Annotated in this window: 14 protein-coding genes and 2 pseudogenes; 14 read left to right on the top strand and 2 right to left on the bottom strand. The window is 42.6% G+C overall.

The genetic code is table 11. From position 1 onward, the window contains the following. Positions 1 to 474 precede the first annotated feature (474 nt). The 10 genes and pseudogenes from PUQ00_RS08555 to PUQ00_RS08510 all read left to right on the top strand — a co-directional run bounded on the left by PUQ00_RS08555 (position 475) and on the right by PUQ00_RS08510 (position 7,326). Positions 475 to 792, top strand: coding sequence for a hypothetical protein (locus tag PUQ00_RS08555; protein WP_265276097.1), 318 nt, complete (start codon positions 475 to 477; stop codon positions 790 to 792). A gap of 422 nt (positions 793 to 1,214) precedes the next feature. Next, on the top strand, positions 1,215 to 2,942 hold the full coding sequence (locus PUQ00_RS08550; protein WP_300415131.1) for a succinate dehydrogenase/fumarate reductase flavoprotein subunit: 1,728 nt from the start codon (positions 1,215 to 1,217) through the stop codon (positions 2,940 to 2,942). A 254-nt stretch (positions 2,943 to 3,196) separates the two neighbouring features. Then, a complete protein-coding gene (locus PUQ00_RS08545; protein ID WP_300415129.1) occupies positions 3,197 to 3,622 on the top strand; it encodes a DNA mismatch repair protein in 426 nt (141 codons plus the stop codon). Between the two features lie 97 nt (positions 3,623 to 3,719). Then, a complete protein-coding gene (locus PUQ00_RS08540) occupies positions 3,720 to 4,484 on the top strand; it encodes a DUF3825 domain-containing protein (RefSeq protein WP_300415127.1) in 765 nt (254 codons plus the stop codon). A 19-nt stretch (positions 4,485 to 4,503) separates the two neighbouring features. After that, positions 4,504 to 4,695, top strand: a complete 192-nt coding sequence (locus PUQ00_RS08535) for a hypothetical protein (RefSeq protein WP_300415125.1) — start codon at positions 4,504 to 4,506, stop codon at positions 4,693 to 4,695. Next, positions 4,665 to 5,624, top strand: a complete 960-nt coding sequence (locus PUQ00_RS08530) for a protochlorophyllide reductase (protein WP_300415123.1) — start codon at positions 4,665 to 4,667, stop codon at positions 5,622 to 5,624. The genes PUQ00_RS08535 and PUQ00_RS08530 overlap by 31 nt, the downstream gene beginning before the upstream one ends. A gap of 54 nt (positions 5,625 to 5,678) precedes the next feature. Continuing rightward, entirely contained in the window at positions 5,679 to 5,885 is a 207-nt protein-coding gene (locus tag PUQ00_RS08525) for a hypothetical protein (RefSeq protein ID WP_300415121.1), read from the top strand. Between the two features lie 102 nt (positions 5,886 to 5,987). Next, positions 5,988 to 6,140: pseudogene (locus PUQ00_RS08520) on the top strand (DUF29 family protein); the annotation flags it as partial. A gap of 282 nt (positions 6,141 to 6,422) precedes the next feature. Next, entirely contained in the window at positions 6,423 to 7,040 is a 618-nt protein-coding gene (locus tag PUQ00_RS08515; protein ID WP_300415119.1) for a TMEM165/GDT1 family protein, read from the top strand. Between the two features lie 58 nt (positions 7,041 to 7,098). Further along, on the top strand, positions 7,099 to 7,326 hold the full coding sequence (locus PUQ00_RS08510) for a hypothetical protein (RefSeq protein WP_300415117.1): 228 nt from the start codon (positions 7,099 to 7,101) through the stop codon (positions 7,324 to 7,326). Here the strand turns inward: PUQ00_RS08510 and PUQ00_RS08505 are convergent. Beyond that, the gene (locus PUQ00_RS08505; protein WP_300415115.1) at positions 7,251 to 8,123 is read right to left on the bottom strand and encodes a tetratricopeptide repeat protein; all 873 of its coding nucleotides are present in this window, start codon (positions 8,121 to 8,123) and stop codon (positions 7,251 to 7,253) included. The two genes, PUQ00_RS08510 and PUQ00_RS08505, sit on opposite strands and share 76 nt — an antisense overlap. Positions 8,124 to 8,502: 379 nt before the next feature. Here PUQ00_RS08505 and PUQ00_RS08500 point away from each other — a divergent pair, with 379 nt between their 5' ends. Beyond that, positions 8,503 to 9,531: a hypothetical protein gene (locus PUQ00_RS08500; RefSeq protein WP_300415113.1), complete on the top strand. Its 1,029-nt coding sequence runs from the start codon at positions 8,503 to 8,505 to the stop codon at positions 9,529 to 9,531. A 107-nt stretch (positions 9,532 to 9,638) separates the two neighbouring features. Here PUQ00_RS08500 and PUQ00_RS08495 read toward each other — a convergent pair whose 3' ends face one another. Then, positions 9,639 to 10,808 carry a homocysteine biosynthesis protein gene (locus PUQ00_RS08495; protein WP_300415111.1) on the bottom strand — a complete coding sequence of 390 codons (1,170 nt, stop codon included), beginning with the start codon at positions 10,806 to 10,808 and terminating at the stop codon, positions 9,639 to 9,641. A 601-nt stretch (positions 10,809 to 11,409) separates the two neighbouring features. Here PUQ00_RS08495 and PUQ00_RS08490 point away from each other — a divergent pair. The 3 genes and pseudogenes from PUQ00_RS08490 to PUQ00_RS08480 all read left to right on the top strand — a co-directional run bounded on the left by PUQ00_RS08490 (position 11,410) and on the right by PUQ00_RS08480 (position 13,852). Then, positions 11,410 to 12,257 (top strand): annotated as a pseudogene (locus PUQ00_RS08490) (DUF4231 domain-containing protein). 80 nt (positions 12,258 to 12,337) lie between these two features. Further along, positions 12,338 to 12,496, top strand: a complete 159-nt coding sequence (locus PUQ00_RS08485; RefSeq protein WP_300415109.1) for a hypothetical protein — start codon at positions 12,338 to 12,340, stop codon at positions 12,494 to 12,496. 171 nt (positions 12,497 to 12,667) lie between these two features. Beyond that, positions 12,668 to 13,852, top strand: a complete 1,185-nt coding sequence (locus PUQ00_RS08480) for an anion transporter (protein ID WP_300415107.1) — start codon at positions 12,668 to 12,670, stop codon at positions 13,850 to 13,852. The last annotated feature ends 119 nt before the right edge of the window (positions 13,853 to 13,971 follow it).

Below are 13,971 nucleotides of genomic sequence, written 5' to 3'. Positions count from 1 at the left end.
ACCGGATCTGTGATCGGGGTTTAGCAATGCCCTTTACCCCTACAGCGCAAATCTATTTCCCATCAAAGTAATGATTAATCAAAGCCTGAAATGACCTATTTTGGTAAAGCATACCATGATTAATTTGTACAGTGCGTAAGTCGTATACTTAATATTTAGCGGCATAACACAACCCCAGTTGCTTCTTTTTAGCGTTAGCCTCTCCTTTGGGAGAAGGGAAGACGCTCTTGCTAGCTTGTATTCCAGGGGTACAACGTCCAACACACTGGCTCCGCTATAAAACTAGCTTTTTAGGACTTCGCGTAGGGTATGGTTGATCTATTTATGCCATGCTGTACTAGGAATTGCGCTTTGTGAGAATAAAAGTTGATTGTGAAGTGATATTACGAAGCTTGCAAAAATATTTAGAAATTGTCTGCAAGGCAAACATGGCTCTAACCTAGAACCTATTAGGAGAGACTTGAGGCAAATGTGATGAGCGGAAATAATATTCAAAAGTATCGGTTTGTCTGTACCCTGACTTTCGGTGATATCTACGGTCAAATAATTGTTTGGTTGATAACAATTACCCTAAGTTTGGCATCAGCCTTGGCGCTGATGGGTGCCAAGCGACCCGTGTACGCTTTAGCAACAGCGGGTCTCGTCGTTCTGCTATCGCTACCTTTCTTGTTGTTTGCGTTTGTCACTACCTTGTTAAATCATATTGAAGTTAGCCCTGTAGGGCCTGGAACCAAAATGGAACCTATACCAGGTAATGTGTCTCAGCAACAACCTGTACAAGCAACTAGTTAAAGAGTTAAGAGTTAGGAGTTAAGAGTTAGGAGTTAAGAGTTATGAGTCACTCAATCTGTCCCATAACTTTTGATTTGTGAAGAAGGCAGGAGGCAGGAGGCAGGAGGCAGGAGGTTGAAATAAAGACTCGGCTTCAACCCCATCTACTTCCAGTCCACCAAATCGGAAATTTTGGTCTTCTCGACTTAAACCCTTGCTCTAAGCGCGGTCGCGGCAGAAGGCAGACGGCAGTATTCCTCCTGCCTTCTGCCTCTGTTGTTGACTTTTCACTCCTAATTTCAAAATTTGTAATAACATCCCTGTCTATAGGCAGGGAATTTTTTTTGTAGAGATGCCACGGCAACGATCGCAACGCACTGCCTCATTAATCACAATCACCTCTCTACAATAGAACAGCAGTGGTTTGCAGTCGGGGGCTAATTATGCTGGAACATGATGTGATTATTGTCGGGGGTGGATTAGCAGGATGTCGCGCTGCTGTGGAAATTGCTCGTATTGACCCCAGTTTAAATATTGCTGTGGTTGCCAAAACCCACCCAATTCGTTCCCACTCGGTCGCGGCTCAAGGTGGTATGGCTGCATCGCTGAAAAATGTTGATTCAGAAGATAGTTGGGAGGCACATGCTTTTGATACTGTCAAGGGTTCTGATTACTTGGCAGACCAAGATGCTGTGGCAATTCTCGCCCAAGAAGCGCCAGATGTGGTGATTGACTTGGAACACATGGGCGTTTTGTTCTCTCGTTTACCGGATGGGCGCATTGCTCAACGAGCTTTTGGGGGACATTCCCACAACCGCACTTGCTACGCTGCTGATAAGACCGGCCACGCGATTTTGCACGAATTGGTGAACAACCTGCGGCGTTATGGGGTGCAAGTTTATGAAGAATGGTACGTGATGCGTCTCATTTTGTCAGAAAATGAGGCCAAGGGTGTGGTAATGTTTCATCTTTTGGATGGACATATAGAGGTGGTGCGGGCCAAGGCGGTGATGTTTGCTACAGGGGGCTATGGTCGCGTTTATAATACCACCTCTAATGATTACGCTTCTTCTGGTGATGGTTTGGCAATGACTGCGATCGCAGGTTTGCCCCTGGAAGATATGGAATTTGTCCAGTTTCATCCCACTGGTTTATATCCGGTAGGGGTGTTGATTTCAGAAGCGGTACGGGGAGAAGGAGCGTATCTGATTAATAGTGAAGGCGATCGCTTTATGGCGAACTATGCACCCAGTCGCATGGAACTAGCTCCTCGTGATATTACCTCACGAGCGATCGCTTACGAAATTCGCGCCGGTCGTGGTATTCATCTCGATGGTAGTGCTGGTGGCCCTTTTGTCTATCTGGATCTGCGCCATATGGGTAAAGAAAAAATTATGAGTCGCGTTCCCTTCTGTTGGGAAGAAGCACACCGTTTGGTAGGTGTTGACGCGGTAACTCAACCTATGCCAGTCCGCCCAACAATTCACTATTGTATGGGTGGTATCCCAGTTAATACTGATGGGCAAGTCCGCAGTAGTGGCGATGGTTTAGTTGATGCTTTTTTTGCTGCGGGTGAAACATCTTGTGTTTCCGTACATGGTGCAAATCGTTTGGGGAGTAATTCACTACTGGAGTGTGTAGTTTATGGTAAACGGACTGGGGCTGCGATCGCGCAATTTGTGCAAAAACGTAAGTTGCCTTCTGTAAATGAGCAACGCTATGTAACGGAAGCCCAGCAACAAATCCAAGCTTTGCTAGAACAACCAGGAAAGTACCGCATTAACCATGTCCGTCAAGCCTTCCAGGATTGTATGACGCAGTACTGTGGCGTTTTCCGCACTGAGGCGTTAATGACTGAAGGCTTGCAGAAACTAGAAGAAATACAACAACAATATCCGCAAATTTATTTAGATGACAAAGGTAGTTGCTGGAATACGGAACTCGTGGAAGCCCTGGAATTGCGAAGTTTGATGGTAGTGGGACAAACTATTTTGGCATCAGCCCTGAATCGTCAAGAAAGTCGTGGCGCTCATTTCCGCGAAGATTATTCCCAGCGAGATGATGCTAATTTCCTCAAACACACAATGGCTTACTATTCACCAGCGGGAATTGATATACAGTATCGCCCGGTGGCGATTACTATGTTTGAGCCAAAAGAGCGGAAGTATTAGTTATTGGGTCTTGGGGGTTAAAAAATGCTTTTCTTAATCCCTAAGATATAAAGATATAGGACTCATATTTGATTTTTGAACAAATAAGCTGCCTAGAAGCTTGACATACAGAGCTTTCCTTCTCAGTATACTGAGCAAGATTCAAGTAGGATTCCTATATATAAGGAAAATATGAGTTTTGGTGTTAGTCCTGATCAAATTATAGGTTGGGTGGGAATAATAAGTTTAGTTTACCTGCTCTTCTAAAAAAATTTGTGAGGCTTCAAACCATGCCAGAAATGAGTATTAGTGATTCTGTTGCCCATTCCTTAGCAAGATATCGTAATCATTTGGAGTTCAATGGATATCATGTTGAAGAAGGGGATGATTTACTTTTATGCCGTCATCCTAGAAAGCAAAACTTGATTGTTAAATATATTTCAGGTAGAGGTGTATTAATTAGAACTCTTTATTCTCTTAAGCCAAATATGAATAGAATACACCTCTTGGAATATATGAACGAATTTAATTTTGAGTTCATATTTATGAAGGCATATATTGATGAAGACAATGATCTGTGCCTCGAAACTTTCTGTGAGGGAGACTATGACAGAACCAATTTTTCAATTCTTTTAGATAATATTGAATATGACATGGAAATTTTTGGCAATCACAAGTTAACACGAGAATATTTGCAGTAAGTTTAGATATTAGATTTCACGACCGGAGGGTGGGCATCACCCACCTTTAATTAGTTAGCTCTCAAGTAAGTTAAGCCCTAAATTAAGTCTTGAAAGTATGTGGCCTGAAGATTTTTTTGAATTTGCGTTTATTCCAGATATGGATGCTAGTCTTCAGGAACTAGCAAAGGAGGAGGCTGAATCGGAAGACTGGAATTATCAAAATACGGTTATCGATCGTTCTCTTCCAGTTCTTTACAACTACATTCGTTACACCTACCGCAAGGTTGCTGAAGAAGGAAAAATTTCCCTTTCTGAGGATGGTCAATACAGTTGTTTTAATACAGGTCTTGTCACACCTAGCCAAGAGACAATTTATGCTTCGTTTGAAGTTAATCGCAGAACAGACGTACAACGTTGGTTCTTCAAGGCTTGGCTCCGTGGAGGACGCTGGGAGTTAAACAACTTTCCAGAACTTCCCGATCTAGCTCACTACTTTGATGACCCAGCTTCACTTGTTTTTGACACTCGCAAAGATTTGAGAATAAATGTAGAACATATCATTGAAGAGAACAAAGAACGTTTTCCAGAGCCATACAAATCTATGGATGACTACGCTCTTCAAACTTTCTTGAAGGGAGCGATAGACAATGCGAAAGAAAGGGTTCGCAGGAATTATAAGACAGCAATCCCCCAATACTACAGAGGGCAGATTCAATTACTTCTACCACTGTGTATAGGAAACCCTCAACGAGCAGACCTTGCTTTAGTTGTTGAGAGACATTCAACCTTTTACCGAGCTTCAACATGTCTTACACTTGATATGGCATACAACAATGCTCGTCAAATCACAAAGCCTGATCGGGATTGGTTACAGCCTTAAAAGCTTGGAAATTTGTTCTATGATGCAGAACCTAAACCAGATGACCAATACTGAACTGAAACGATATCTTTCAGAACATAGAAATGAGGAAGAAGCGTTTCGGGCTGCATTGAAAAAGCTGGTGACAATAGTGGCTCACTGGTGTGAGATCCTAGAGACAGTCAATAGAGGCGGAACAGAATGGAACAACATCACAAGCCAACGGTTGTAATTACGGGTGCCTCTTCGGGGGTGGGTTTGTATGCGGCAAAAGCTCTTGCTGAAAGGGGATGGTATGTGGTACTGGCTTGTCGGGATTTAGCGAAAGCACAAAAAGCTGCCCAAGCTGTGGAAATCCCGTACAACAGTTATACCAGCATACATATCGACCTTGGCTCCTTGGAAAGCGTTCGACAGTTTGTGAAGAACTTCCGAGCAAGTGGAAAGTCCTTAGACGCTTTGGTGTGCAACGCCGCAATTTATATGCCTTTAATAAAGGAGCCATTGCGAAGCCCAGAAGGTTACGAGTTAAGCGTTGCCACAAATCACCTTGGACATTTCCTATTGTGCAATCTGATGTTGGAGGATCTGAAGAAGTCATCTTCAGAGCCAAGGCTCGTCATTTTAGGAACTGTCACCCACAATCCAGACGAACTAGGTGGGAAGATTCCGCCGCGTCCCGATTTGGGAGATTTGCTGGGCTTTGCAGAAGGGTTTAAAGAGCCGATCTCGATGATTGATGGCAAGAAATTTGAACCAGTCAAAGCTTACAAAGACAGCAAGGTTTGTAACGTGCTGACTATGCGGGAACTCCATCAGCGCTATCACGAGTCAACCGGTATCGTCTTCAATTCTCTCTATCCCGGATGTGTTGCAGAAACGCCCCTATTCCGAAACCACTATCCTCTGTTTCAGAAAATCTTCCCATTATTCCAGAAGTACATCACTGGGGGATACGTGTCTCAGGAGTTGGCGGGAGAACGAGTTGCTGCGGTGGTTGCCGATCCTGAGTACAATCAATCCGGTGCTTATTGGAGCTGGGGAAATCGCCAGAAGAAAGATGGCAAATCCTTTGTGCAAAAAGTCTCTCCTCAAGCCCGCGATGACGAAAAAGCCGAGCGAATGTGGGAACTCAGCGCCAAGTTGGTTGGACTTGCGTGATGAGACAGGAGGTGGCATTACCCTTGTGCATGATTCATCGAGCCAATTTTTTGAATGAGTTGGCATTATGTGCAGGTAAACAATGTTTGGGGTGATTATTACGTCACCTCTGACTTTAGTAAAGTAGTAGACAAAGGAAATGATATGGCACTTAACGATTTCAGAGCAGTATTTCTTCCTTCTGTTCCAACAGAGAGTGCTGAACACATGAAGAATTATCTGAAACGCCTAGAGATATTGGCAAAGCTTAAAGTTGATTAGTTAAATAATTGGCAATTACTTTAGCCCGTAGGGTGCGTCACATTTTAAGGCACCAATGTTAATTATAAAGATATGCAAGAAATTATCTAACCATGTCTCAAATCCTATCTTGAGATCGTTTTTGCGGAGTGTTATGCACAAGCAGTTAAGCAAGCAAAAGCTGAAACTGGTTTGTTAGTAGAATCCTTTCCTGTTACCTGTCCATACCAGTTACGAGAAGTCACAGATGATGAGTTTTTACCTGGTAAGCACTAAATTGGACTGTATGTGCCGCTTTATTCCCTACTCCCTTGACTTCTAGCCGTAAAATATGTATAATTTTAATTGCATAGAAGGGGAGTAGCTGCTGGCTAAAAAACTTGAAAGCCAGTACATCTGAATCAACATACTGGCGATGAGCCTGGTTCAGATGGCAAGTAATAAATATTTGAAAGCGAGACCTTCACTAAGTTGACACCGAAAAGTGTAAACTTGGTGAGGTCTTTTGGCTCTCATCAAGCTTCACATCGGTAAACGATTCTTTAGGAGCTTGAGAGAGTGTTAACAGCTTTTACCGCAGCCTTATTATTAATAACAGTTTCAGAACTAGGCGATAAAACATTTTTTATTGCTGTAATTTTGGCAATGCACCACCCGCGCCGGCTGGTATTTATAGGTGTGACAGCTGCTTTAGCGGCGATGACAATCCTTTCAGTGCTATTTGGACAAGCGGTATCTTTGTTGCCAAAAGTTTATATTCATTATGCTGAAATAGCTCTATTTGTTGCCTTTGGTATCAAACTGTTATATGACGCTAGTAAGATGCCTGCTGCTTGTGATACAGAAGTTGTAGAAGAAGCTGAAGCTGCGGTGAAAAAAGCAGATTTGCAGTTGCCAAAGCAAAAGACTTCCTTGGCAATTGTAATAGAAGCTTTTGGGTTGACATTTATGGCAGAGTGGGGCGATCGCACGCAAATTGCCACTATTGCCCTAGCAGCAGGTAATAATCCAATCGGAGTCACAATAGGTGCAATTTTAGGACATGCCATTTGTGCTGCGATCGCTGTTATCGGCGGCAAAATGATTGCCGGACGCATTTCTGAGCGTCAACTCACCCTGATTGGCGGATGCCTGTTTTTGGTCTTTGGTGTCGTTGCTGCCATTGAAGGAGCGTGAGGGGGAGCAGGGGGAGTAAGAATTTTAGATTTTAGATTTTAGATTTTGGATTAAAGAATTGAAATTTAATCCAAAAGACGCTCTCTACGAGACGGGTAAGGGACGCGAACTCGCTCTTCGTGGCGCTATCGTCAATCCAAAATCTAAAATTGAATTGCCCAATGCCCAATGCCCAATGCCCAATGCCCATTACTTAGGCGTACTTTTCAATCAAGGCGAGGGAGATGCAGCAGGATTAGGAATAGGGGAAGCCGTTGCTGCCTTGTTAATTTCGTCTTTGTATTGAGCAGGTGCTAAAGCTGCGGCATGATCAAAGAAAGGTTTTGCATCTGCGTCTTTACCCTGTTGTTTCAGGAGCATCGCTTTTGCCACAACGGGGCGAAAATCCTTGGGATCTTTCTTAATTGCCTGGTCATATGCAGAGCTAGCTTGAGTGTAGCGTTTCTGGGAAGCGTGAACAGAACCTAACAGCACCTGCACGGCGACTGTATCTACACTTCCAGGCTGAATTGTATTTATTTGGGCTGCGTTAGAAAGGGTTTCTTGCAACAAACCAATGGCCGCCTCAGGGCGTTGCTGTCTGATCAACAGAGCCACCATTCCTTGCAAAGCTTTCAAATCACCAGGTTTTGTAGACAAAAAGGAGCGATAAGCTTGAGCAGCTCCTTCGCGATCGCCAATTTGCTCTTTGGCTTGAGACAGTAGCACTGAATATTCTGACTGTTCGGGATTCAGCTTGGCTAGCTTTTCTAAAGGTTCAATGACGACTTGGATATCAGCTGGTTTAACCTCACTTTTTTCTTTTTGACTCAGTAATTGTAGCCGCGCCCGTAATAAGCCCTTAAGCGCAGTCTGATTTTCTGGTTCCCTTTGCAAAACCTGTTCGTAACCCCGTACTTCGTCTTCGAGTTTTGATTTTTGGTCAGCGGAGGACAAACTGCCTCTGGTGCTAACGCTATTCTGGTTTGACGGTGGCGTATTATTAAATGCTCCAATTATGGGAATCACCGAAACACCCACAAAAGCAAGAATTGCCAGCGCCAAGACGACTTGAACTATCCAGCGATTGCGTGTTTGAGTCACAGTTTTGTCTTTCTCCTAAACTCTAATGACATTATCATTTACACAAATCGTAAAGTTAAAAATTTCCAAAACTTTGCGGAATACCGCCAATTGCCTGTGAATTTTATAACAATTAACTATCCACACTGCTAAAGTAAGTGATGACTTTAGGAGGAGCCGTCAGAATTGTAGCTATGATATGCTTCCGAAACTAGTGTTGAGGGCCTAAAATACACATTTAGTGTATAAACACTAAATTTAGCGCCTTTAGGATTGTTTGAGAGTACTCTGGTGTGACTTTGTGAAAAGTAAATATACTTTCATCAGTCGCACAAATGCTCTTTCCAGCTGCCTTTGTAAAATCCCACAATGGGATGTGTCTCCGCCGCAAGGAGTTTTTATGAATTCCGACCTGATGCCGTTGCCTGAATCCTCCAATTCTTCTGCCTCTAACCAGGGCCCAACTAACGTAGAGGCAGCCGCTAATGTTCACATAGCAGCTCAGTCCTCTAAAGAAGTTGAAAATTCGCCTGTCAACCCCATTGAGATTGACTCAAATGGGAACTTAGTCAATCGACTGCAACCGATTCCGCCTCCTAGTGAGCCGATGCAATATCGAGCGATCGGGTTAGTCCGGGGTCGCTATCATGCTAGCAGCGAACAATTTACTCAAGGTACGCTGCTGACCGCAGATGGTGTAGAACTCAATGCCGTCCTCCTAGGCCGGATTATGAGCTTAGTCAAGAATCATCTAGACTTAGAAAAAGAACACTTATGGGTAGTATATCCACGTACAAGACAAGAAAATGATACCTTGCACATCCAAATCGTCGGAGTTTGGGAGCCAGAAAATCTGGCTAAAAACTCAACAGATGAGGACGAGTCAGATTTGGAGTTGCAAGAGTTACAGACACCCGATGATGGCTTATCCGAAAATTCTGAATTAAGTACAACTGCCCTGATTCCCTCATCAGAAGTTGCAGATGGTGGTTTTTCTGTTCGTGGTGAAGTAGTATACCAGTCTTTTGATGCTAAAAGCTTGGTAGTCAAAATTAGGCAGGCTCCACGGAAATCAACTGACAAACCCAAGTATTTTAAGTTGAAATTGAGGGGTGTGCTGACCACCAAAGCAGTAGGAAAGTTCTGGGACTTCCAAGCCAAGCGGGAAGCTGACGTTTTGGTAGTAGAAAAAGCTGAGGCGATCGCTGACTTGCCCAAAAAACGCAAACCACCATTCAAAGGTGGCCCTCGTGCTGGCGGTAGTGTTGGTGCTGGTGGTAGAAAACCATTCCCCCCCAGACGCACTGGCGAAACCCCTCGTCCCATCAAGAAAACAGGCGCAGGTGCCGATCCTTCTGTGGTGTCCAAACCTATACCAAAAACGCCCGCTCCTAAGCCGATCAAGCGACCAAAACCAACTCAAGATTAGGGCATGGGGCAATTCAATTTTGGATTTTGGATTTTAGATTTTGGATTAAATTTCAATCTAAAATCCAAAATCTAAAATCTAAAATTCTTACTCCCCATTCCGCAGTATCAAAAATCCGTCCGCCGGTCTTGGGGTAAAAAAGATCGCTCCATCGGAATTGGGGAAACTGGTTCTGTGAGGGTAAAGGTACCTGCTTCAATCCACTTTTTCAACTCTAGGGCGACTTGCCTAGAAAAAAACAAACTCGCTAAGGGGGCAACGCGTACTGCTTTGCCCTCAATGGTGATCCGCCCAGATTTCAGTTGGGCATAACTCACCAAACCAAAGGTGGGACGGACACGCCGGGGAATGGAAAAATCCACTATTGGGGCTACTAAGTCTTGATCTTGCACGGCACAGTGTTCAACTACTTGTTCATTTAATACAGGCAGTGGTACACCAACGCCTAACATCATTGAGGGGCCATAACTTTTGAAGTAACACCCCCGCACCCAATGAGCATCCATTTGCTTGGCATCACCAATTAAAGCTAAAGTGGCGGAAGGCCCAATCGGTGTACGATTAGCTAAACGCTTTTGTAAGGGGAAGTGCTGAGTGCCTTCCCAAGCGACATAGCCAATACCGCCGCCTAAAAAAATTCTTGTACCTATACCGACGAGTTGCAAATCCGGGTCGTTGAGTAAGGGTGAAATAGCGCCGGGGTTAGAATAAACGGCATTCCCCAGACGCGGTTGTAAAGGGCCGAGATAGGTGAAGAGGGGGCGATCGCCACCATTGACACCAACAATAAAATTTTGGTAAAGATTGCGCGGATTAAATAAATAAAACTGATTAATTGTTTCACTGGTAATTGTAGTTTCAAAATTTGCTCTGGGGTAACAATCTGTTACTTGTCCTTGCGCTTTTACGTGTATGGGTTTACCAGCAATCAAATCTTCGATTACATGACCGCCGCCGCGTTCTCGGACTTCTTCCCCGTCCATCGCTTCCATAGCACAACTCGCACCCAAATATAAATCTACTGCCCCAAAACCAGAGTATGCTGGCACGCCATCTAACCAGCAACGGCGAATTTTTATCGGGGGGTCAGTGTGTCCCAGATTGATAATTGCACCACTTGATTCCATTGGCTCAAAGGTACCAGTGGTAATTACATCAACTTCTTTAGCAGCTTTAGTAACACCGATTTCTACAACTCGTGCTTTTAATTCTTCAGTCGTCAACACTACCGCACGTTGGCGGCTGATTTTCTCGTTAATTTCTGCAATTGTTCGCATTTTATCAGTGCTAGCGCTTCCTACTGTCTTCCTTTTTGAAGATATCTTGATAAATCACAGACTCTTGCATAATTTCCTCTCGAAATAGTTGTCACCAATCTCTACGCGACAGCTTAACATCCCGGATAGATTTAAAATTCAAAAAAAAACAATTCAAGTATTGCAAAGTCCAAATCATATATTTTTTGGGGCAATCATAATACGTGTATTAAAAACACTTTTTATCTACGTAAAATCACTAGATATAAACCCTTGCATTATCAATCAAATGTATGTATGGTTAGTATTGAATAGACTTACGGGACTTAAATGATTTTACTTAACCGAAAGAAACATTTTTGACTTTTGTAAAGCATTATAAGCCAACTAGTCAATCGCAAAGTGGGAGCCAACAGCAGATGCTAGAAGGTTTTGGCAAGGGAGAAACTACCTAAGAGCCTTAATAAAAGGGATATCTAAGCAAAAGTTAGAAGACTAGCTATTTATAGTGAACCTGCTCTCCAGCGAACTTATCCTGACTTCTACCCCCTCAAAGCAATTCTACTTGTTGCTATTCCTTTTATTGCTACATTTCACCCAATAAGCTATTGAGTAAAAGCCAATGACTACTTCTGAATTAACTAATCTTGGGCAAAAAAAACAAAGTCAGGTTTCTGATAGAATTGAAAATTTATCCTCACTATCAGATGAGAAAAAGTTGTTTAACTTGAAGGTAATTGAGTATTTATTACTTGCAGCTTTTATCTCTTCTGGACTCTTTATTATTTTTCTTTCAGATGATAAAACAGTTGTAATTTCTGGAGCGGTATCTCTAACTTTTTTTTTTTTTTGTTGCTCATCAATAGACAAGTATTTCAGAACTATAAGAAGGCCGCTTATCAGTCTGAACTCACCAAAAAAGCTGAACTCTATGGTTATCTATTGACCAATCCTAATTCCTGGGATAAAGATACGCTGACTCTGACAAGAGGGAAGGCTTTACAATACAGCCAAGACTTGATTGACGATTATAAAAGAATTAGGAGTGTATCAAGGAACCTTTACTATGGTTTGCAAATTGCAACAGTGATTTTATCAGGAGTCACACCAATTTTAGTTCTGGTAGACAAATTAGAAGCCGGACAAGCTTGGCTCAAGTGGCTCCCTGTACTCTGTCCAGCTATTGCTTCTATCGTTGCGAGTATAGTGACTTCTTTTCCTTTTCAGAAGAATTCCCTTGCTGCTAATACAGCCGTTGAATTGTTAGAAGCTGAACAAGAGAAATTTATATTGGGAGTAACTTTGCCTTATCGTTGCTATGATGTGTCTGACGAAACCCAACAGCAACAAAAAGCAAGTCAGGCATTAGAATACTTTATTGTTCAAGTGAATAATATTCATCTCAACCAATTGCAACAAACGAACGAGACGCAATCAGAAAAGATAGAATCTGCTCCATCTAATGAGTAAAACAAAGTAAGAGCAGAGGTAAGGAACCAGAAGGACACCTGATTAGCTAATTTTGGTCAAGAATCAGTTTTCTCGTTTCTGTGCAAATTCTGGATGGTATTGGAGCCGCAATTTTTGGTGTGCTTTCAGTGTTGATGGTAGCTGATTTGACTAAAGGCACAGGGCGCTTTAATATTACCCAAGGGATGCTCAACACTGCCATTGGCATTGGTGCGGGTTTGAGCAATGTGAAAGCTTAGGTTTGTGGTTAAAAGTGCTGGTTATAATGTTGGTTTTTCGATTTTAGCAGCGATGCCTACGGCGGGCTATGCCTACGCAGTTGTGGCTTTGGGAGTTTTTTGGTTCTGTGTACCTGAAACAAAAACAGGAGTTAATAGAAAGGCATCACATCAAAAGAATCTAGCGAAATCATGATTGTTTTCAGATACATCATCATTGGGCTGACTTATATAGGTTTAGGTTTAGGATATCTACCTGCTTTGCGGATGAACCGAACCAGTATTGCTTTAGTTGGTGCATCTTTGCTAATGGGATTAGGGGTATTAGACCTCAAAGAAGCATGGCAAGCTATAGACTATAAAACGCTGATTTTCCTCTTTGGCATGATGGTAATCAGCACAAACTTAGCTTACGCTGGTTTTTTTCAACTAACCCTTAATACAGTTACACACTTTACCAGCAGTCCTTTGGGTTTGCTGATTGTTTTAACTTTTGGCAGTGGAATTCTCTCCGCTTTTTTTCTGAACGATACCATCGCTCTAATTTTGACTCCTTTGGTTCTCGGTTTAACCCAAACTTTGAAACTCAATCCTATTCCTTACTTACTTGCCTTGGCGGGAGCAACTAATCTGGGTTCAGTGGCCACCTTAAGTGGTAATCCGCAAAATATCCTAATTGGTTCATTCTCTGGTATCAGCTATCTCGATTTTGCTAAAGCATTGACTCCCATCGCATTAGTAAGTTTGTTGATACAAATTGGGTTATTGTGGTGGCTTTATCCTGATGTCCGTTCTACTAAGTCTTGTCCGAGTGTAACCCCCGTGCGTTACCGCATCTTTAAACCGTTACTTACTAAAAGCCTATTGATAACCGGAGGACTATTAATTGCATTCTTAATTGGGATATCCCCAGCCCAAGCAACACTTGTAGCTGCTAGTTTACTGTTTATTACTAGGCGAATCAAACCGCAACGAGTTTTAAATAAAGTAGACTGGGATTTACTGGTGATGTTTTCTGGACTGTTTATTGTGACTGCTGGAGTGGAAAAATTAGGAATATTGAATTTATTTGGCGGTTTAGTTCATACTCCCCTGAGCATATTAGGAGTTACGGCTCTCCTTTCAAATTTAGTTTCCAATGTTCCAGCAGTATTGCTCTTACAACATTTACTTCCCCATCCAGACACAAAAACCTGGTTACTATTAGCAGCAGGTTCTACTTTGGCAGGTAATCTAACTTTGTTAGGTTCAGTTGCTAATTTAATTGTTGCTGAAGCTGTTGCAAAACTTGGTTATCAGTTGTCATTCTGGGAACATTTCCGTTTTGGTCTACCGCTAACTCTCCTGACTCTCATCCTGGCTTCTTATTGGATTTAGTCATTAGTTAGTTATTAATATTATGATTTAAATTTGGTAGAGTTTTCTTAATAATAATTATATATATAGGACTCCTATTTGATTTCTGAACAAGACTAAGAGAGAATACGGAGAGGTTT

The sequence above is a fragment of the Nostoc sp. S13 genome (assembly GCF_029379315.1).
In the GTDB taxonomy this organism is placed as follows: domain Bacteria; phylum Cyanobacteriota; class Cyanobacteriia; order Cyanobacteriales; family Nostocaceae; genus Nostoc.
Note: the sequence above shows the minus strand (reverse complement) of the source record. Positions and strands in the feature narration are given on the sequence as shown.